Source organism: Weizmannia sp. CD-2023, from assembly GCF_036225245.1.
Taxonomy (GTDB): Bacteria; Bacillota; Bacilli; order Bacillales; family Bacillaceae_C; genus Weizmannia; species Weizmannia faecalis.
The window spans coordinates 1-19101 of sequence record NZ_JARTJQ010000065.1; the positions used below are offsets into that span (position 1 = coordinate 1).

Consider the following 19101-nt stretch of genomic DNA (forward strand, 5'->3'; position numbering starts at 1 on the left):
TTCGGAAAAACGTTAAAAATTGAACGAGGAGTGGTAAAAGTGGCGAACGAACAAAATGCTTCCAAGAAAACTTTGCCCGCCCAGCACCAGAACAGGCAGCCCGGCACAGAAACGGAAATGAACCCGCAGCCGGAAAATGTGAAAGACAACTACAAAGGAAGCGGCAAACTGGATGGAAAAGTTGCGCTCATTACCGGCGGGGATTCCGGCATCGGCAAATCTGTCGCCATTTATTTTGCAAAAGAGGGCGCGCATGTCGCCATTTGCTATCTGAATGAAAATGAGGATGCAAAGCAAACAAAAGAACTGGTGGAAAAAGAGGGGCGCCAATGCCTGATCATCCCGGGCGATATCGGGGAGGAACAGCATTGCCGGGACGCAGTGGAAAAAGTGGCCGGCACATTCGGCCGGCTTGATATCCTGGTGAACAATGCGGCCGAACAGCACCCGCAAAAAAGCATTCTGGATATTTCGGAAGAACAGCTTGTGAAAACATTCCGGACCAATATTTTTTCGCAATTTTTCATGGTGAAAGCCGCACTGCCGCATTTAAAGGAAGGCAGCTCCATTATTAACACGACTTCGATTACGGCCTATCAAGGCAGCCCGCAGCTGCTTGATTATTCTGCGACAAAGGGCGCCATTGCAGCATTCATACGCTCTTTGTCACAGGCGCTCGTATCAAAAGGCATCCGCGTGAACGGCGTGGCCCCGGGGCCGATCTGGACGCCGCTAATCCCGTCAACCTTTACGGCAGACCAGGTTGAAAAATTCGGTTCCGACGTCCCGATGAAACGCCCCGGTCAACCGTCCGAACTGGCACCTGCCTATGTCTATCTTGCGTCCGACGACTCAAGCTATGTGACCGGGCAAGTCATTCACGTAAACGGCGGCACCGTGATCAACGGCTGACGCGCACACCGGAAAGGCACATTCCTTTCCGGTTTTCTTTTTGCTTAAAAAAGGCGCGCACGATACCGGCGTACATTTCCCCGGACCAAAGTTTCTTGATGCAAAACAGTGAACATTTTTACGGGCTAAAATCTCTAGCTCCGGACCCTTTTCTTTCTGCTTATAAAGGTATGAAAACCCCTCCCCTTGTCAAAAACAAATAAGGAAATGATGCTCGGGAAGGAGGGCCGCAAATGGACGGACAGTTCAGATTAAAAATCATGGAATGCCAGTCCCGCGCTTTTTTAACCGGTTCAATCGAGAAGCTGAATGAAGAATGGGTATTTTTTGATGATATATCTGATGAGGCATCGATGCTCGAGGAATTTGTAGGCAAAAAAATCGAAATCTTCCATTCCGGGCGTTGGAAAAAAGGCGTATTAACAGAAGATGAAACCATCATATCGGACGGAGAAATGCTTCTTCTTGAAGAAAAAGCAAGCTTGCGGATTCCGAAGCCGGTCAATTTTTCGCTTGAGATGCTCTTCGGAGAGTGGGAGGACGGCCTGTTTCACCGCTTCGTCTCTTTCTTAAACGGGGCAGGCTTTTCTATTTATGATTGCATCTATTGTCATAACGTATTGTCCTTCCTCGTCAACCGGGAGAAAAAAGAAGGCGTGAATTTCATGCTGTTTGATAACGGGGAGGCTATTTTATCCGTCCACCACCATTTCCGGCTGGGCAAACAAGCGGACGAGTGGTTCGAGTGCACATGGAGTGACGGAAGGCGGATGCTTTTGAAAAAAATGTAAAAAGGAAGGCAAGCCGGCCCTTGCCTCCCTTCTCCATTTCTATCCTGAAAAACTACACCGGCACCGCATAGGCATCAATAAAAAGGATGCCATCCCATCGGCAGGCGCAGCCCAAGATACAGGACGGCGGCGAAAAAGATGATCAGCAAAACCCAGAGAATTCCGGTACTTTTTCTTTTAGAAAGCCGCAGCGTAATCATTTCCATCATCCCGATCACGAGAATCCCGCCAAGCAGTTTAAGGCCGTACAGGGCAGGATCGAGGCGCTGGTTATGGAAAAAGAGCAGCGCACCTGTGACGATGACGAGTATGTAAAACAGCCTTAAAACCATCTGGACCGTTTTAAATGCCTTTTCTTTTCCTGCGCGATGGAGGAACAAGGCCAAAATAAACAAAAGGATCGCAATGACCCATGTTGTGACATGCGCATCTGTCCGGGTTAACATCGTTCGATCTTCTCCTTTGCTTCTTTATCTGTCTTATACCCATCTTACTTTATTTGATGGTGTTTCGCAAAGTTCCCACCTTTTCAACCGTAATTTCAACCTCATCACCCGGATTCAAGAAACGCGGCGGATGAAACCCGTTGCCGACGCCGGCTGGGGTGCCCGTTGCAATGATATCCCCGGGTAAAAGCGTCATCCCTTTCGACAATTCGGATATAATCTCCTCAACCGGGAAAATGAAGCGGGATGTATTGGACTGTTGGCGGACTTCCCCGTTTACTTTTGTCACGATATCAAGCGCATTCGGATTTTCGATTTCGGAACGATCGACAATCCACGGACCAACCGGGCAGGATCCGTCCAGACTTTTCCCGATAAAATATTGCTTATGCTTCCGTTGAAGATCCCTCGCTGTGATATCGTTTAAAATGGTATACCCGAACACATGGGAAAGGGCATTTTCTTTTGCAATCTGCTTCCCTTCCTTCCCGATCACGACGGCCAACTCCCCTTCGTAATCCAACTCGCGGGTAACCGTCCGGTGTGAATCAACCGGTGCTTCATGTGCATTGACAGTTGTTGTCGCTTTTGTAAACACGATAATATGTTCAGGAATATCTTCCGCGCTCCCCATTTCAATCGCATGTTCCCGGTAATTTTTGCCGACACACAGCATGTTTCTCACCGGATTCGGAATCGGGGGAAGGCAGGAAACCTCGTGAAGCGGAACGAGCGCGCCTTCAAGGGTTGCTTCCGGTTTTTTCAATGCTTCCCGGACACGGCCGGTAAACACCTCGCCCGCCCGGATGCCTTCAAGCAAAGATGGCGGAAAACCATTATCCAAAGCCCGTAAATTTAAAATCGTTGTTTCATTATAAAGCACACCGTATTGGACCTGGTCTTGCCAAACAAAGCTCATGAATTTCATCGTATACACCTCATTCTTTTTTGTCATTTCGATAACTGAGTCGCCGCCAGCCCCATTCAAGCGGCCCGTAGCGGAAGCGGTGCAGCCAAATGTCGGAAACCAGCACTTGCATAAGAAAAAGCAAAACAACAAGCAATACCCCGCTTGAGACAGACAGCTTTCCGTAAAGCCCGAGACCGTAGGCGTAAAAGATCAAAGAGGCTAAACCAGACTGGCTGATGTAATTGGAAAGCGACATCCTCCCGGCCATTGCAACCGGCCTGAGAAAATCCGCCAGCCGGTGCTTCACACAGAGCTCAATGAGTGCAACATAAGCACCGCTTAAGATGACGCCGCCGATCGTCTCCCGGATGTACAGAAAAGGCAGGATGGGGGCGACAATAACCGGCAACAGTTTGCAAAACAGGCCAAAAGCAAAGCAGCAACAAAAAAACAGCAGCCATTTTTTTGCCGGAATCCTCCTCTTTGTAAGCCAGCCTTCCCTGCAAACGCCCGCTCCCGCCATTATCAGCGGAAAAACAGACAGAAAAGCATGCCATGTGCCGGAAGGGCCGTATACCGCATACCAATCCAGCCACCTTCTTTTCGTAATGTCGATAAAGCTCCCGTTTGCATACACCTGCAATGAAGCGGTGGCATTGCGCCAGTCGGTATACAAAAGTGAAGCGTCCGGCGACCGGATGGCCATCACCATCAGGTAAAAGCTTATGAGTAAATGCGGGATAAAAAAGAGCGCAGCCCCGCCAAACATCAAAACTTTTCCTCCCAGTTTCAGAAAAGGCAAAAGCATCATGCCAAAGACTGCATAAGCCGCTAAAATGTCCCCCGGCCAGATGAGCCATGCATGGGCAAGGCCGAGAACGAGCAAAACGGAAAGGCGCCGGAAAAGAAACTGATAAACCTCGACCCCTGCCCTTTCCGCCCGCTGTTTTTGCACCATCAGCCCATATCCGAAAAGAAACGCAAAAATGGGATAAAAACTGGACTGGAAAAATACCTCAATCCATGTCACGATTGCCCGATCCTCCGCTTTGAACCAGTCATACGGATTTATATAAAGATAAGGGGACAGAAAAGAAAGCATATTGACCATCAGAATGCCAAAAAGGGAAAATCCCCTCAGTATGTCAATTGCAGGATTCCGCCGTTTTTCACGGATTGGCGCCCATTCAGCCATTGCAACGCTCCTTTTTTGTTTTTGCCTGTTAGGCGGATAAATCACCCTTTTTTCGGTTGCTTCATACAATAAAATATGAAAAAGCCAATTGCCACTGACCAAGGAAGGATGTGCGCGCCATGCCCGGTTTTGTCGGCGCCGTCCAAATTATCAGCATCGGATCAAGCGGCGTCTTTAATGTCGGTGACGTATTCCTAATTCAGCCGGTTGCCAGTTCCAAAACGTTTGCCGGGGCGGGATCTTTTAATACCGGTGAAAACCTGTCCATTACAAACTACCAGTCCAATACCAACACGTATGATTTTGATGCCATTGACCAGGGAAACTATTTTAATTTGTAACGGGTGAAAACAGATGAATTTTTACGTGCAACAAAGCATCCACATCCGCATGATCAAGATCGGCGGCATTACCAATTCTTCCGTCTTCCAAATTGGCACGTCCGGCATCATCAAGCCGGCAGCTTATTTGTATAATACCGGAAATTTTTCCGAACCGGCTCCTACTGCCGCTGCAGACCAGCCTTACAATCCGAATGTTACAGTTCCCATGCAGTCCGGCGCTGCCGCTTCAAGTTCAAGATAGAAAGCACTGGCCCGGTTTTCCCGGCGTTGTGCCTGAACATGACCGGCATGTTCTTTCCGGCTTATGCGCCATTTCGGGCTTGAAGCACCACTTTGTTTCGGGCGTCATTCTAAAAGCCGCGGCCTTGATACATTCCTGGCTGCAGGATGCGCGGACCCGGTTTTCCCGGCGTCGTGTTTGAAGCCGGCATGTTCTTTCCGGACAGATGTAGGGTAGATCGCGTGTGCTGAAACCGGCATGTTCTTTCTTGACACATTTAGACGGCAGCGACTTCTGGTATGTACACGTGTACGGAACCTGCACGTCTTTCCGGAGCCTGCGCCAGGTTCAGCATTGACACTGCACGCCGATTTTTGCTTTAAGTTCAAGGCTGATTGTTTCGTTCCGATCCAAGCCGGCGGTCACTGCCGGGCTTTAAGCCAGAAGGGGGTTTTTGAATGCCAGACCTTTTTGCCGAATTCCGGCAGCTTTACCAATACTTTCAGCACCATGAAGCGAAGTTGGCGAAAATGGAAAAGACGCTTGCCTCCCTCATGGAGGAGATTGAGCAGCTGAAAGCAAGGCCGCCTGTCCGGGTTGACCGGATCGAATATGCATTTGACCAGCTGAAAATCGAAACACTGGATGGCACCTTGAATATCGGCATTAATCCGTCTGACCTGTCCAGTATAGAGGATGCAGCCATCCCCCAAACGCAGGGCATCCCCCATGCCAACAATGAACACCGTGCTGCTTTAAAACAGGCGCTTGCCGAAAAACTGATGGAATATTTGGAAAAAGAACTCCCAACAACGATCACCGACAATGAGCGGCAATTCAAAGTCCGCCTAAATCAAGAATATCATAATTTTATAAAAAATGACTTAAAAAACCAACTTCCGCAGCGCATTGATTATTATATCAACCAGCTCAATCCAACCGGGCCCGTTGAAGGCGAATGGTTTGACAAATTGCTTGGGCAAATCAAGGCGGATATGGCGCATGCCGTACAAGTTTTTATTTCCCATTTGCCGCCGCAAATGAACGGAGGTGCCAGCGATGGAACTGAACGTCACAAACCGTGAAATCTGTGTCGATTATGTCCAAATTATCGGGATTTCGAGTGCCTCGGTTTTCCTCATTGGCGATACGGAAACGATTCAGCAGGGAGCGGCCTTTGATACGCCGCCGGAATCCCTGATTATCAGCCCGTACGTGCCGTTTGTACCGAGGGGATAACAGGATGCAAAGAAACTCCTTTGTGGATACGCTCCGGGTCAAAACCGTCATATTTGGTTCGAACGTTATTGTTGGAGACTCCGAGCGGATCCAGATGTCTGCCACCGTCCTTGCGATCCAGCGCCAGCAGGAATTGTACTACGGATTTGAAGCGCCGTTTCAAACTTTTCCCATTTTCAGCCTGGCCGTTCCGATTCCGCCAGTAACAGAACAAATCCGGTTTCAAGTTTACCAAGAAAATCCGGTCATAAAAGTTTCGAATGTAGATATCATTGGGATGTCGACTTCAACCGTCATGCAAATCGGGAGCACTAAATCAATCGCCCTTGAATCAAGGGTCCACCATACCCGTCAGCTAGACCCGAATATTCTGAAGCTTGGCGGCCGTGTTCCCCCGCGCACCGTTGCCGTCAGCCAGGAAAGCAATGTTATGCCAGATTAATCCGGAAAGCAGGTGATCAAAATGCCGGCCATTGTAGGCCCCTTACAAATCTATAATGTTGGAAGCGGCATTGTCCATTTTGGAGACACGGCTGTCATCTCACCGAAAACAAGTTCGAAAACATCTACCGGCTCCGGTTCTCTTTCCACTTCCGCATTTGTCATTACAAACAACGCGCTCAGTGCAAACAATACGGCTAACGGCAGTGTTGTCGATCAGCCATCTGCAGGAAACCATTAGAAAGGCAAAGAGGGCAGGCAAATTTTCCGCTACCTCGCTGCCTTCAAAATGGAAAGATAAATTTTTTATGTGTTGCTATAGCTATGGCAAGAATGGGCTCCCTTAAAGGGGGCCCATTTATGATTGGATTTGGAGAAGATGCCCACCATCAAAGAAATACAAGTATTGCGCTTTTACCTTTTTCTTTAAAATGGTTTCCAGCGCCCTTGAATAAAGGGCCAGCTGGACTTCATAACGTTTGCGTAGGACAGGCTCTGCTTCTTCAAATCCGCCTTTAAACCTGCCGTGGATATTGTCTGTCTTAAAATCGAGCAATACGAGGCCGTCTTTTTCCTCTGCCACGCAATCAAATATGCCCTGAATAAGAACACGTTCTTCCGCAAGGGATGCATCCCGGTAAATTTCTGCTGCGGGAACGGACAAACTGAACGGCATTTCCCTCATCACTCGGCCTGCTGCCAGGATACGGCGGCCGATATCCGTTTCAAAAAAGCGGACAAGCTGTTCAGCCGCAATGGCATCCGCCTGTTCTTCCGTGAGCAGCTCCTGTTTCACCATCTCTTCAACCAGCGCCTCAACGGAAGCATAAGTCGGCGGCGCATCAAACGGAATATGCTGCATTACCATATGCATCGCTGTCCCGCGTTCAGCCGGCGTAATCGATTTTTCCTGCATAAAACGGGGACGGTCAAAGATATGTTTTTCCGCATTCGGAATAAACCGGGTGCCATTCGTTTCGTCATGCTCTTCATGCATCCGTTTCAATTCAGATACCGATTGTTTGGCACGCCGGAATGTTGCCGGCTCATTGCTGTACCGGAAGCTTAAGCGCCCGAAAACCTGTGCTTTATAAGCGGATTCCGCCGCAACCGGGAGGCCGGCTTTCACTTGATGCTGCCAGTCCGCTTCCCCAACTTGTTCCGGTTCCTGGATATCGGCAAACTGTTCTTTCGGCAAAACGGCGATCTGCCATTTGGACGGGTCATCCAGCACCACCCGGCCGTCACTCCCGAAAAGCACGGTTCCGTCCGCATGCCTGCTGAGCGAAGGAATGATCCAGTCCAAATAAGTGCCGGCCGCTGCGCGCACATGGTCTGGCAACAGCCAGCCTTCCTGTCGCTTCGTTTTCCCCCATTTTTCCAGGCGCTTGCCAAGATTTTTCACCGTTCCGACCAAATATAGTTTTTCTTTTGCCCTTGTGAGCGCGACATACAAGACGCGCATTTCTTCAGCCAGCATTTCCAGCTTTTTCTTTCTTTTAAAAGCAAGCTGCGGCAAAGACGGGTATGTGATCCGTTTTTCCGGATGAATATACTTTGCGGCGAACCCGAAATCTTTATCAAGAAGAAACGCCTGGTTGATATCGCGCATATTAAATTTCCTGTTGAGACCGGCCACGAACACGACCGGGAACTCGAGCCCTTTGCTTGCATGGATGGTCATCAGGCGGACGACATCTTCCTGTTCGCTCAATGCTCTCGCTGTTCCGAGGTCATCCCCGCGCTCCTGCATGCGTTCGATAAAGCGCAAAAACCGGAACAGCCCCCTGAAAGATGTTTCTTCATATTGCCGCGCCCGGTCATACAAAGCCCGCAAATTGGCCTGCCGCTGCTTTCCTCCGGGCAGTCCGCCGGCAAAGTCATAAAACTGCGTGTCCCGGTACAGCTGCCAAATGAGGGAGGACAAATCCCCCTGCCTTGCAACAGACCGCCACACCGACAATTTTTCCATGAATCTGGACACTTTCTCATGCGCTTCTTCTTCCTCAGGATCCGGCCGGTCTGCTATAAATTTTTTCACCGCTTCATAATACGGACCCCGCTTTTCATGGATGCGGATAAGGGCAAGCGCTTCTTCATCGAGCCCGACAATCGGAGAACGGAGCACGACTGCAAGCGGAATGTCCTGATACGGGTTGTCAATTACCTTTAATAAAGAAAGCATGATGGATACTTCCGTCGCGTCAAAATATCCAGTTGAAAGTTCGGTGTACAACGGGATGCCCGCCTGTTTCAATTCTTCCATTATGGTCGGCGCCCATGCCATGGAACGCATCAGGATAACGATATCTTTGTACCGGATCGGGCGGAATGTGCCGGTCTTCGGATTGTAAACCTGTTCTTCGTCGATCAGTTTTTTTATTTCACGGGCAAGGTAACGGGCTTCAAGCTGGGATTGTTCCAGTTCGGCCCGGTTCAGCGTTTCTTCATCCGAAATGTCTTCTTCAATCGCTTCATCGGCCTGGTCAATCAATGCCACTTTGACCGGATGATCCCTTTCCGGATAAGAGGCGCCTGCCACAAGTGCAGCCTGGCTGTCATATGCCATCTCGCCCACCTTTGGGCCCATGATTTGTTTAAAAATAAAATTCGTACCGTCGAGAATTTCTTTGCGGCTGCGGAAGTTTTTCGACAAGTCGATTCTGAGACCTGTATCCCGGCCTTCCGGATCAAAATCCCGGTACTTTTTTAAAAACAGGTTCGGTTCAGCAAGCCGGAACCGGTAGATGCTTTGTTTCACGTCTCCAACCATAAACCGGTTGCCGTCAAATCCCGCCCCTTTTGCCACAAGGTTCATAATCGTTTCCTGTACCATGTTGACATCCTGAAATTCATCAATCAGCACTTCTTTAAATTGCTGCTGGTAAGCTTTGGCCACTTCTGACGGGGTGAGGCTGCCATCTTCATTTTTTTCAGCAAGAATGTCCAGGCAAAAATGCTCCAAGTCCGAAAAATCAACGATCCCTTTTTCCGCTTTTACCGCGCCATAAGCCTCTGCAAATTTTTTGACGAGCGTTCTAAGTTCCGCAATCACCGGCCGCATTTCCTGCATGTCTTTCAGGAACGATGCCGGCTTCCTTGAGAAAAAGTCTTTTTTTAAACCTTCAAGTGTTTTCTTTGCAGATTTCCGCAAATCATCGGCTGCTTTGACGAGTTCCGCTTCATATGCATCCCCTTTGCACGTTTTGGCGCGTGTAAACTGCCATGCATTCATTTCTTCATAAAGCCCCTGCCAGGGACCGTGAATTGCCGCAAGCAATCTGTCTGTAATCTTCATGTCATTGAGATAATTTTCCACCCTCGGCGCAGGCCCGCCCGGCTCTAAGGCGAGTCCATACGCTTCCTCCAGCATGTCTTTTGCAGCCTGCAGCTGGAGGTGAATATCAGCTTTCACCGCTGCCATAAACGGCAGGCTGTCCACCTCTTCCACATCCCCGGCATCATACAGCTCGACCATTTTATCGAGCCATGCAGACGGATCCGGGTGGGAACGGGAAAAATCGTAAAGCTTCCGGATCAGATGCTGGAGCTCGTCATCACTGCGGTCGTTTGAGAATGTATCGACTGTGCGGTAAAACAGGTCATTTCCCGCTTTCGCATACTCCGTTTCAAAGAGGTCATCCAGCACTTCATCGCGCAGAAGTTCGGCTTCTGTATCATCGGCGATCCTGAATCCAGGGTCGATGTCAATCAAGTAATAATATTTTCGGATCACTTCAAGGCAGAAGGCGTGCAGCGTGGAAATCGGCGCTTTATTCAGCAGGCTCAGCTGTTTCCGCAAATGATGCGAATCCGGGCGGCTGCTGATCGCCTCCTCGATCGCCTTACCGATGCGGTGGCGCATTTCCGCAGCCGCAGCATTGGTAAAGGTGACAATAAGCAGCTCATCAATATCGAGCGGATCGTGTTCATCCAATATTTTTTGGATAATCCTTTCCACGAGCACGGTTGTTTTTCCTGACCCGGCAGCCGCCGCGACAAGAATGTCCTGCCCTTTTGCCATGACGGCTTTCCATTGGTCATCCGTCCAGACGGCATTCGTCGGTTTATCCGGAATGTCTGTTTTCATCTGTGCTGCGCTCCTTTCTCATTTTGGCGAGGATTTCTTCCGGTTTTTCCGAGTGAATAAGGCGGTAATTGTTTTCTTCCATTGACTGGTCAAACTGACAGACCGAACGGAACGGACAGAATGTGCACGCCGCCTGTTTGTTTATTTTATATGGCGCGATATCCGTTGTACCGGACAAGATCGCATTACCAGCCTCTGTGTAAATATTGCGCACATAGCTGCGGATCGCTTCAAAGTCTTCTTTGCTTGCCACTTCGGACCGGGCCGTTAATTGGCCGTCCTTTTTCAAACCTGCCGACACAATCGCACTGTTGCCGGATTCAAGCGACCGGTCCATCAATGTGATCACTTCCGGGCTGTCCAGCAATAGTCCTCGCATCCGGAAGTCTTTTAAAATTTCTTCTTCAATTTCTTCAGCCGACAACATTTTTTCCGCCGAAATCAGCGGGTCATGAAGATGGAAATACAAAACGCCTGCCGGAATCGTTTCTTCCCCTGTCAGCTGTTTCGAATACGTCATAATGAGATCCAGATAGGTGAGCATTTGCAAATCAAGGCCGTAATACACATTTGTCAAATCGAGCTTGTGCGCACTTGATTTGTAATCGATGATCCTGACGTACACACCGTTTTCACTTTCCGCCTTGTCGACGCGGTCAATCCGGCCCTGCAGCTCCATTTTCGCCCCGTTTTTCAATGTAAACGAAAGCGGTGGGAGCTCTTTTTTCGGCCCGAAAGCGAGTTCCATCGCGACCGGTTCAAAGCCGCTCCGTTTCGCATGGACGCTTAAAATATATGAAGCCCTTCCGACAACCTGTTCCAGTTTCCTTTTAATATATTGGTAGCGTTTTGAACTGAGCAGGATTTGATGCTGCAATTTCGGGGCAAGATCGTCCACAGCCGCTTTTGCGAGCTCCATGCTTTGCTGTTTTGTGATCTCTGACCACGGAATGCCTTCGCGCTGCAGGGTGTCGGAAATCCATTTCAATGCACCATGAAAAAGATCCCCGATATTCGGCGCATCAAGGCGGAACACATCCCGCTCCCGCAGCCTCAGCCCGTATGTCGAAAAATGGGAAAACGGGCAGGTGAAAAACTGCTCCATTCTCGATACGCTGGCAAGGATATGGTCGCCGTACAGTTCCCGGCTCGTTTTTTCGGAGAGCTTCCGGGCTTTGTTTTGGTAAAACAAACTGGAAAAAGCATGGGCCGCCCGATTTTTCCATTCCGGGTGCTCCATATAAAAGTTATACGTATCCCACCAGAAGTCGGCCATCGGATACCCTCTTTTTTTCAACTGCAGCTGCGAAGTGACAAAAGCAATGTCAGCCGCCGGATGGGAGATGTATGCAGCTTGCTGCTTCTCTTCCAGTTCCGCCGGGTCATTCACCCATAATCCGCCGCCGCGTGCCGGGAACATGTCCTCTATCCGGTTGATGAACGGGGACGGCAGCAATGCTTTCCCTTCTTCATCGGCAAGCGGAAAAGATAGTACCAGTTTTTCAGAAGGTGTCGTCAATGCCCGGTAAAAGATAAATTCTTCGTCGAGCAGGCGCCTTTTGCTGCCGGGCATAATTTCAAGCCCGGTAAGTCTTAAATATTCACGCTCTTCATCATTTAAAACGCCATCTTCGGAAATTTTCGCCGGCATGACCCCGTCATTGACCCCAATGATAAACGCCAGTTTGACATCAGACAGCCGGGACTGCTCCAGATTCGCCACGAGCACCTGGTCCAAAGCCGGAGGAACGATCGAAAATTTTAATGACTCAAGCCCGGTTTCCATAATGGCAGAGAATTTCCCAACATCAGCAGGTTCATCGCCAAGGATTTCAACATACTGATCCAAAACGCCCATGACTTCATCCCATGCCTGGTCGTGTTCCCTGGCAGCGACAAGATCCCCCGCTTCTTCCTTTTCAAGCCGGAGCGCTTCCAGTTTTTCCGGAATCTCCAATTCTTCGAGATAAAGATACAACGCTTCACAAAGCGCTTTTCCAGTGCGGGCGCGCTTCAAACGCCGCGACAGGCGCAAAATCGGCGCCGTGACGAGAAGCCTGAGTTCATTCAGTTCCTGTTCGATTTTTCTTTCCTCATCCGTTTGTGGCAGGTTTTCTAGTTCGAGGCCGCGGATCCGCCGGTATTCCCATCTTTTTCTACTCGTCCACCGTTCCCCCTGGATGCCGTAAGCCAGACAATAGTTTTCAAGCCGGTCCATTTTTTCACGCAGCATACGGGTATCTCCAGGCGGAAACAGCAATTCTGTTTTGATGGCACGGAAAACCGGTTCATAACGCCAGTTGCCGCGGATGATTTCCAAAGTCGAACGGATCAGTTCAATGAGCGGATGGTTCAGCATCGGCCGTTTTCTGTCGATAAAATACGGCACATCATAATCGTAAAAAACCGTTTCGATTAAATCCTGATAGGCCTCCCCGTTGCGAACAAGGAGAGCAATGTCACGATAGCGGCAGCTGCCTTCCATAACCGCTTCACGGATGGAACGGGCAACGCCTTCGATTTCTGCCCGCCGGTTGTTCGCCTGCCAGATTTCGATGCTGCTTTCCCCCGGAAAAGAAGGAAACGGGAGTTCTTCAAACCGGGACTGCAAAAAGCGCAAACTTTCATGCCGGAAACGGACCGGTTCATACAGCGCCACGTCTTCTTCCGTTTCAATTTGAAAGGCGCGCGCCAGTTCATAAATATGGGCATAGGCTTCTCCCGGCATCCGGAACAAGTATAAATCATCCGGCTGCATCCCGCGGAAAGCCCGGTCCGTTGTGAGCGCAACCGTCACGCGGCGACATTTTTTCAGGAGTTCCCCGATCACCAAGTATTCCTGCGGGTTAAAAGTATGGAAGCCGTCTATATAAATTTCCGCATCGTCCAGATAGCGGGATTTTTCAATGGCAGAAGCAAGCAGCCTTAAGTAATCTTCCGAATCAATGTATTTGCCTTCCAGCTTTTGTTCATATGCCTGATATACGCATTCCAAATCGTGCAGCTTGTCGGAAAGCACTCTTTCCCCGTCCGCTTCCTCGATTGACGCACGTTTTTCCTGAAGCTGTGCAGGTGAAACGCAAAATCGTTTGAATTCAGTCAGAATGCGTTCGACATTGTCAATAAAGCCGGTCTTATCCGCCGCCCGCGTGAAAACCGACAGTTCTTCTTTTTGGTCTTCCAAAATTTTCCGAATGAGCATATTTAACCCGCTGCTCGATACATGGGTACGGCTGATCCCGCCGACTTCCTGCAATATTTTCCAGGCAAGGCGCGTAAAACTGTACACCTGGGCGCGGATCATCCCGCCCAGTTCAGGGTCATGCGCAAGCCGTGTTTCCGATAAAAAAGTCATTTGCTCCGGAACAAGGTAAATGAGCGGTGCCCCGCCCGGATCGCCAAGCAGTTTCTGCCTGATTTCACGGTGGATGAAAGCTGTCTTTCCTGTCCCGGGGCGCCCGGTAATAAATCGAAGGGACAATTGGTTCACTTCCTTTTGATGAGCTCAGTGGCTCCATATCCGGAAACATGCCGGACAAGGAACATTTGTTCTTTTATTGTAACGGATATTTTTCTATGAATCAAGCTTTTTGCCAAAAAATATGCTTCCTGTTTTTTCTGCCGGGGGATGCCCGCTTCAGAGTCAAAGATTGCCTTTTCCTGCCCACAGAAAAGTCCTTCCCATTTGATCCGAAGGCTGCCTTTTCCCGCCCCCGGAAAAGTCCTTCCCACCAATCCGGATGCCCTCCCCATCCGGACGGGCCACGCAACCGCCATTGGAGCGCTCTCCCTGCTTCCGGCCGGTCGTATCATTTTTTCACATGCAAAAAAAAGCACTGCCTGTTCCGGGAAACGTCCCGCAAAATGCAGTGCTTTTACACCTCTTAATCCCCGTTAAACAAATTAAACAAGCCTTTTGCCATGCTGCCTTCATCCTTCGAACCACCGGCTGCCGGCATTGCAGCAAATACGCGGCTGGCCAGGCGGCTGAACGGCAGCGACTGCACCCAGACCGATCCCGGCCCGCGTAAAGTGGCAAAGAACAGGCCCTCTCCCCCAAACAGGGCTGTTTTGATCCCTTTGACAAATTCAATGTCATAATCGATCGTCCGTGACATGGCGACAAGGCAGCCTGTATCCACCTTTAATGTTTCGCCGGGTGCGAGCTCGCGTTTCTGGATCGTGCCGCCTGCATGAATAAAGGCAAGGCCGTCTCCCTCAAGCTTCTGCATAATAAATCCTTCCCCGCCGAAAAACCCTGTTCCAAGTTTCCGCTGAAATTCAACACCAACTGAAACCCCTTTTGCCGCTGCCAAAAATGCATCTTTCTGGCAAATGATTTTTCCCCCTTGTTCACTTAAATCCATCGGTACAATTTTGCCCGGATAAGGCGCTGCAAACGCTACGTGCTTTTTATCACGGCCTTCGTTCGTAAAGGCGGTCATAAAAAGACTTTCACCGGTGATCAGCCGTTTTCCTGCGGAGAACAGTTTTCCCATAATGCCGCCTTGGCTGCCCGATCCGTCGCCAAAAATCGTTTCCATCCGGATGCCGTCTTCCATCATCATCAAGCTGCCGGCCTCAGCGATGACGGTCTCCTGCGGGTCGAGTTCTACTTCAACAAACTGCATGTCGTCCCCGACCAGTTTAAAATCAATATCGTGGTTGTTCATTTCCCTACCTCCTCAAAATGCACTCCCCCCTGTATACGGACTTGCAGTTCGCAATGTTTCATTTTTATTTCCCGGGCAGGCGTTCGTTTTATTGGACGAAAAGGCAGGGGCCCCCTCCCTGCCAAGCTTAAATCCAATACAGCCCGCTGTCTTCCATCGCTCTGTACCCCTGCTGTTTCATGAATTGCATGCGGGAGCGCCGGATATTGAGTTCATAAGCAACCTGCAAAGCAGCTGCTTTATGGTACTGGTTAATAAACGAACCGTAGCTGATTGGCAATACGAGTGATTGATTGTTTGAAAAAATCACTTCAGTTTTTTTGCCTTCTGGGGTGTGGTCTTTAATATGCCCGGAGATCAGCCAAATACAGTCCGGCTGGCTGGGCGATTTTGTTGGAAAAATTATGGTAGCTGTATGAGGATCAACGAGGATCGGCGGCTTGTGCCGAACATGAATCAAGCTTTTTGTCGCATTTTTTCTTCCTTCGTAATCGCTTCCAAAGTATTGACAGCTTTTTTTCACGATACTCAGGGGAAGTTCCGGCACAAATCGTTCCCGATCCACTTCCAGTATTTTTGTCCCTTTTTCTCCTCCCTCCTGGCAAGGAATCAGCGCAATCGTATTTGGATGAATGTCCAATTCTCCATGTTGCATAAAGTATTCCCCCATTCTATTTTTCTCATAATTCACTTTCTATTATAGTACAAATTTCCTACATTTCTAGTCGTTTTTCTAAAAATATGCATTTTTTTCCTTATTTACCGTTTCAGAAAAATTCAATTTTTACATTGCTTTTTATTGAAATGCTCTGTATAATAAAAAAAAGCGGAAAAAGGTGATCATACATGGAAAACAAAAAATCTTTCTCTGACGTGCCGAAAGAAAGCCCGAAGTCCCGGATTCAGATGGAGAAATTTGTGGAACACATTTACACGGACATGTTGCTGAATGAGATCCTGCTGAACAAAAAAAGAGAAGCGTTGTTAAGAAAAATTGACCATGTACTTGATCTTCGCGATAAGGAGCAGTTCATGTATTTAACGAACGAACTGAAAAAAATCAACCTGCAATTTGGATAAATACAGGCCGTGCAAACAGGCCCGTCCCGTTTGCACGGCTTTTCTTTTGCATAAAAATGGCAAATGCAGGGCACGCCCAAAAGATTTTTGCCCGGAACAGGCCGTGCCTGCTGCACTTTCAGCATCCCTTATTCTTCCAGCATACGGATCCGCTCCAGCATTGTTGGATGGTCATAGCGAAATATTTTGACGAGAAGCGGCGGATTGACTTCGCTTAGACCCGCTTTTGTTAAAATTTGGAACGTTTCAACCCCGGACTTTTTATCATGCGTCATCTGTATGGCATAACGATCCGCCCGCATCTCCTGGTAGCGCGATGCCCAGTTGGTAAGCGGGCTTGACGCAAAGAGGAGAACCGAGGAAATGAGCAAAAATAAAGGCAGCGAGCTGATGCTGGAAATCCCGGACATCCACCGCCCGCTTTTTTTCCACCGCCCAACCGCATTCATCCACCTGGCAATCAGCCACAGCCCGATGAGCATCATCAAAATATAGCCCGCGATGCCGAAGTAGATATGTTTTTCTACATAATGCCCCATCTCGTGTGCCATCACGAATAAAATTTCTTTATCATCCATACGGTTGAGGGTCGTGTCCCAGAGTACGATTCTTGAGTTGGAACCGATGCCGGTGACATAAGCATTCAGGGCGTTTGTTTTTTCCGACATATTCACTTCGTACACATGATCAGCGGGAATATGTGCTTTTTCCGCAAGCGCCAGAATTTTCGCCTCCAGCGCCTTATCTTTTAACGGATAAAAATCGTTATACAGCGGGTCAATCACGACCGGCTGGATAAACATCATGAATACCGTAAAAGGAATGGAAAGCAGCCAGGCCGGGAGCCACCATTTCCGCCCGAATTTTTTCATTAGGGCGTACAACACTGCGACGACAGCAAACATGATGGCAAAGTTTACCCAGAAATCGGTCAGTTCATCTTTCATCCATCCTGCAAAATCTTGGGTGGAAATGCCGTACGCTTTTGAAAAACGATGGGACAAATAACCGAACGGAAAGGTAAACAAAAAGGATGCAAGCGAAAACCAAAAGAAATAAACCGCGGTTTGAATGAGGCGGATGCGTGAAACTGCCGCTGCCCATTGTTCAAACATTTTGGAAATGCCAAGCACAAGTACCAAAAAATAAAACAGCCATTCATACGGCACGGATAGGAAAAAAAGCAGATTCCTGATTTTTGCGTATGCTTCGCTTAAAAACAATTGGCGGCCGCTCATAAAAGTAGCGGGATCTGCGGCTGTCCCTTTATATTGGGCGGGAAGAGCAGCATCGGCGTAATAAAACAAATACCAGTACATCAAAAGGCCGAACAGGATGTATGCCGCAATCGCCCGCAGCGCCCACTTCATCTTCACTCCACATGCACTCCTTCCTTGTCCTCTTCTATATATGTAGCCAAGGAAAAAGGCATTTAGAACAGCCAATACGGCTTTGCCTTAAAACAGAAAAGAATAAAAGCTCAACACCGCAATCGCCCCGAGCACGACAATGATGACATTCGCGCCGATGAACGCGAGGAGGATGGCCGTTCCCGCGCCGATTACCCCGAACAGCGGATCTTTTTGGATCAAAAACACTTTTGGAAAAATCAAGGCGCCTAAAATGGCGTACGGAACATTTTTTAAAATGCCTTCCAAAAATGGCGGCAGCGTTTTGTTTTGCAAAAGGACGAGCGGCAGCATCCGCGGCAAAAACGTCACGATGCCCATGCCGATAATGACGAGGATAATGGTGCTCATTTTTCTTCCACCCGCTTTTTCCGTTTGTATGTTTCTGCTATTTCAACCAAAACAGCCGACAACAAAGTGGAGACGATGATGGACCAGCCTTCCTCCATGACGCCGTACCCGATAAAAATGCTGTTGAACGCTGCTGAAAGGGCGGCAAGGAAAAGGACTTTCACACTTTTTTTCAAAGACGGGACAAGGAGGCCAATAAACATCGCATATAAGGCAACCGTCATGCTTGCCTGCAAAAATTGCGGCAGGTTGGCTCCGATCACATACCCGATCCCGGAGCTCACGACCCAGCTGGCGTAAGCGATAAAAGTGACGCCAAATCCGTAGCCGAGCGGTATTTTTCCGTTCCGCATGGCGAGCACCGAGAAAGTTTCATCCGTAATGCCGAACGCAAACAATCCGCGTTTCCATTTGCTTGGTTCTTCCACTTTTTGGTTCAAGGCGGCAGTCATAAGAAAATGGCGGATGTTGACGACAAAGGTGGTCAGGATAATGACAAACGGGCTTGTGCCGGCAGCGATCAAACTTAAACCCATATACTGGCTGGCGCCGGCGTATACAATCAGGCTCATCAGCACAGTCTCTATCAATGTCAGGCCGGTTGTTTTAGACAACAGGCCGAATGTGAGCGCAATGGGAAAGTATCCGATCGCAATGCTTGCGCCTGCCTGCAGCCCGGGTTTGAAACTGCCTGTTTTTTCCTCCGCCATGGATGCTGCTTCCAACTTTTATCCCCCCAGCTTTGAAATGATGATCCAATATTCTTATATTTTCCTATTATACGCCTTGTCTGTTTTTCTAACAAGATGCCAAAAATCTGGCTTTTCGTTCAGAAGGGCACTGAAAAAGTGTTGTTTATCAAGAAAGATGCAATAAAAAAACGGCGGGACACGATGAATGGTGGTGTCCCGCCGTTTCTTTCGGGCTTTTTCGAGCGGTTTTCCGTTCCGCGGCGGATTTATTCTGATTGGCTTTGCATGCGTTTTTTGCCATTTACCGC

The 19101-nt window shown here is 49.0% G+C and carries 19 protein-coding genes; 9 read left to right on the forward strand and 10 right to left on the reverse strand.

Features of this window, described 5'->3' with window-relative positions:
• The first annotated feature begins 39 nt into the window (after positions 1–39).
• Together P9687_RS09095 and P9687_RS09100 are read left to right on the forward strand one after the other, a co-directional pair.
• Entirely contained in the window at positions 40–912 is an 873-nt protein-coding gene (locus tag P9687_RS09095; RefSeq protein ID WP_035189366.1) for an SDR family oxidoreductase, read from the forward strand.
• Positions 913–1145: 233 nt separating this feature from the next.
• The gene (locus tag P9687_RS09100; RefSeq protein ID WP_061565407.1) at positions 1146–1703 is read left to right on the forward strand and encodes a DUF2777 domain-containing protein; all 558 of its coding nucleotides are present in this window, start codon (positions 1146–1148) and stop codon (positions 1701–1703) included.
• Between the two features lie 74 nt (positions 1704–1777).
• On the opposite strand, the gene P9687_RS09105 is transcribed toward P9687_RS09100, so the two are convergent.
• The 3 genes from P9687_RS09105 to P9687_RS09115 are packed head-to-tail and all read right to left on the reverse strand — an operon-like array spanning position 1778 to position 4254.
• The gene (locus P9687_RS09105) at positions 1778–2149 is read right to left on the reverse strand and encodes a YisL family protein (RefSeq protein ID WP_014095756.1); all 372 of its coding nucleotides are present in this window, start codon (positions 2147–2149) and stop codon (positions 1778–1780) included.
• 49 nt (positions 2150–2198) lie between these two features.
• Positions 2199–3077 (reverse strand): fumarylacetoacetate hydrolase family protein, encoded by an 879-nt coding sequence (locus P9687_RS09110; protein WP_061565406.1) that lies wholly within the window; start codon positions 3075–3077, stop codon positions 2199–2201.
• 10 nt (positions 3078–3087) lie between these two features.
• Positions 3088–4254 carry a DUF418 domain-containing protein gene (locus P9687_RS09115; RefSeq protein WP_014095758.1) on the reverse strand — a complete coding sequence of 389 codons (1167 nt, stop codon included), beginning with the start codon at positions 4252–4254 and terminating at the stop codon, positions 3088–3090.
• A 119-nt stretch (positions 4255–4373) separates the two neighbouring features.
• Here P9687_RS09115 and P9687_RS09120 point away from each other — a divergent pair, with 119 nt between their 5' ends.
• From P9687_RS09120 to P9687_RS09145, 6 genes are all read left to right on the forward strand, one after another.
• Entirely contained in the window at positions 4374–4595 is a 222-nt protein-coding gene (locus P9687_RS09120) for a spore germination protein (RefSeq protein ID WP_013858760.1), read from the forward strand.
• Between the two features lie 13 nt (positions 4596–4608).
• Entirely contained in the window at positions 4609–4839 is a 231-nt protein-coding gene (locus P9687_RS09125; RefSeq protein ID WP_061086515.1) for a spore germination protein GerPB, read from the forward strand.
• 437 nt (positions 4840–5276) lie between these two features.
• Entirely contained in the window at positions 5277–5903 is a 627-nt protein-coding gene (locus tag P9687_RS09130; protein WP_017550200.1) for a spore germination protein GerPC, read from the forward strand.
• Complete coding sequence (locus P9687_RS09135) at positions 5878–6057, forward strand: hypothetical protein (protein WP_014095760.1); 180 nt, start codon at positions 5878–5880, stop codon at positions 6055–6057. Before P9687_RS09130 ends, P9687_RS09135 begins: the two co-directional genes overlap by 26 nt.
• A gap of 4 nt (positions 6058–6061) precedes the next feature.
• Complete coding sequence (locus tag P9687_RS09140; RefSeq protein ID WP_035189370.1) at positions 6062–6499, forward strand: spore germination protein GerPE; 438 nt, start codon at positions 6062–6064, stop codon at positions 6497–6499.
• A gap of 21 nt (positions 6500–6520) precedes the next feature.
• A complete protein-coding gene (locus P9687_RS09145; RefSeq protein WP_013858756.1) occupies positions 6521–6739 on the forward strand; it encodes a spore germination protein in 219 nt (72 codons plus the stop codon).
• 117 nt (positions 6740–6856) lie between these two features.
• Here the strand turns inward: P9687_RS09145 and addA are convergent, their stop codons facing one another.
• The 4 genes from addA to P9687_RS09165 form a co-directional block, all read right to left on the reverse strand.
• Positions 6857–10588, reverse strand: coding sequence for a helicase-exonuclease AddAB subunit AddA (addA, locus tag P9687_RS09150; RefSeq protein ID WP_328228551.1), 3732 nt, complete (start codon positions 10586–10588; stop codon positions 6857–6859).
• The gene (gene addB, locus P9687_RS09155; protein WP_061565405.1) at positions 10566–14069 is read right to left on the reverse strand and encodes a helicase-exonuclease AddAB subunit AddB; all 3504 of its coding nucleotides are present in this window, start codon (positions 14067–14069) and stop codon (positions 10566–10568) included. Before addB ends, addA begins: the two co-directional genes overlap by 23 nt.
• 403 nt (positions 14070–14472) lie before the next feature.
• Complete coding sequence (locus P9687_RS09160; RefSeq protein WP_014095764.1) at positions 14473–15261, reverse strand: TIGR00266 family protein; 789 nt, start codon at positions 15259–15261, stop codon at positions 14473–14475.
• 127 nt (positions 15262–15388) lie between these two features.
• Positions 15389–15916, reverse strand: a complete 528-nt coding sequence (locus P9687_RS09165; RefSeq protein ID WP_046720962.1) for a competence protein ComK — start codon at positions 15914–15916, stop codon at positions 15389–15391.
• Positions 15917–16107: 191 nt separating this feature from the next.
• Here P9687_RS09165 and P9687_RS09170 point away from each other — a divergent pair, with 191 nt between their 5' ends.
• Positions 16108–16341 (forward strand): IDEAL domain-containing protein, encoded by a 234-nt coding sequence (locus tag P9687_RS09170; RefSeq protein WP_014095766.1) that lies wholly within the window; start codon positions 16108–16110, stop codon positions 16339–16341.
• Positions 16342–16469: 128 nt separating this feature from the next.
• Here P9687_RS09170 and P9687_RS09175 read toward each other — a convergent pair whose 3' ends face one another.
• The 3 genes from P9687_RS09175 to P9687_RS09185 form a co-directional block, all read right to left on the reverse strand.
• Positions 16470–17717: a M48 family metallopeptidase gene (locus P9687_RS09175; protein ID WP_017550207.1), complete on the reverse strand. Its 1248-nt coding sequence runs from the start codon at positions 17715–17717 to the stop codon at positions 16470–16472.
• 81 nt (positions 17718–17798) lie between these two features.
• On the reverse strand, positions 17799–18101 hold the full coding sequence (locus P9687_RS09180; protein WP_061565404.1) for an AzlD domain-containing protein: 303 nt from the start codon (positions 18099–18101) through the stop codon (positions 17799–17801).
• Complete coding sequence (locus P9687_RS09185; RefSeq protein ID WP_061565409.1) at positions 18098–18811, reverse strand: AzlC family ABC transporter permease; 714 nt, start codon at positions 18809–18811, stop codon at positions 18098–18100. The genes P9687_RS09180 and P9687_RS09185 overlap by 4 nt, the downstream gene beginning before the upstream one ends.
• Between the last annotated feature and the right edge of the window lie 290 nt (positions 18812–19101).

Excerpts from the sequence above, each read along its gene's own strand:
- P9687_RS09100 (WP_061565407.1), top strand. The coding sequence starts at position 1,146 with ATGGACGGACAGTTCAGATTAAAAATCATGGAATGCCAGTCCCGCGCT.
- P9687_RS09105 (WP_014095756.1), bottom strand. The coding sequence starts at position 2,149 with ATGTTAACCCGGACAGATGCGCATGTCACAACATGGGTCATTGCGATC.
- P9687_RS09110 (WP_061565406.1), bottom strand. The coding sequence starts at position 3,077 with ATGAAATTCATGAGCTTTGTTTGGCAAGACCAGGTCCAATACGGTGTG.
- P9687_RS09115 (WP_014095758.1), bottom strand. The coding sequence starts at position 4,254 with ATGGCTGAATGGGCGCCAATCCGTGAAAAACGGCGGAATCCTGCAATT.
- P9687_RS09120 (WP_013858760.1), top strand. The coding sequence starts at position 4,374 with ATGCCCGGTTTTGTCGGCGCCGTCCAAATTATCAGCATCGGATCAAGC.
- P9687_RS09125 (WP_061086515.1), top strand. The coding sequence starts at position 4,609 with ATGAATTTTTACGTGCAACAAAGCATCCACATCCGCATGATCAAGATC.
- P9687_RS09130 (WP_017550200.1), top strand. The coding sequence starts at position 5,277 with ATGCCAGACCTTTTTGCCGAATTCCGGCAGCTTTACCAATACTTTCAG.
- P9687_RS09135 (WP_014095760.1), top strand. The coding sequence starts at position 5,878 with ATGGAACTGAACGTCACAAACCGTGAAATCTGTGTCGATTATGTCCAA.
- P9687_RS09140 (WP_035189370.1), top strand. The coding sequence starts at position 6,062 with ATGCAAAGAAACTCCTTTGTGGATACGCTCCGGGTCAAAACCGTCATA.
- P9687_RS09145 (WP_013858756.1), top strand. The coding sequence starts at position 6,521 with ATGCCGGCCATTGTAGGCCCCTTACAAATCTATAATGTTGGAAGCGGC.
- addA (WP_328228551.1), bottom strand. The coding sequence starts at position 10,588 with ATGAAAACAGACATTCCGGATAAACCGACGAATGCCGTCTGGACGGAT.
- P9687_RS09160 (WP_014095764.1), bottom strand. The coding sequence starts at position 15,261 with ATGAACAACCACGATATTGATTTTAAACTGGTCGGGGACGACATGCAG.
- P9687_RS09165 (WP_046720962.1), bottom strand. The coding sequence starts at position 15,916 with ATGCAACATGGAGAATTGGACATTCATCCAAATACGATTGCGCTGATT.
- P9687_RS09170 (WP_014095766.1), top strand. The coding sequence starts at position 16,108 with ATGGAAAACAAAAAATCTTTCTCTGACGTGCCGAAAGAAAGCCCGAAG.
- P9687_RS09180 (WP_061565404.1), bottom strand. The coding sequence starts at position 18,101 with ATGAGCACCATTATCCTCGTCATTATCGGCATGGGCATCGTGACGTTT.
- P9687_RS09185 (WP_061565409.1), bottom strand. The coding sequence starts at position 18,811 with ATGGCGGAGGAAAAAACAGGCAGTTTCAAACCCGGGCTGCAGGCAGGC.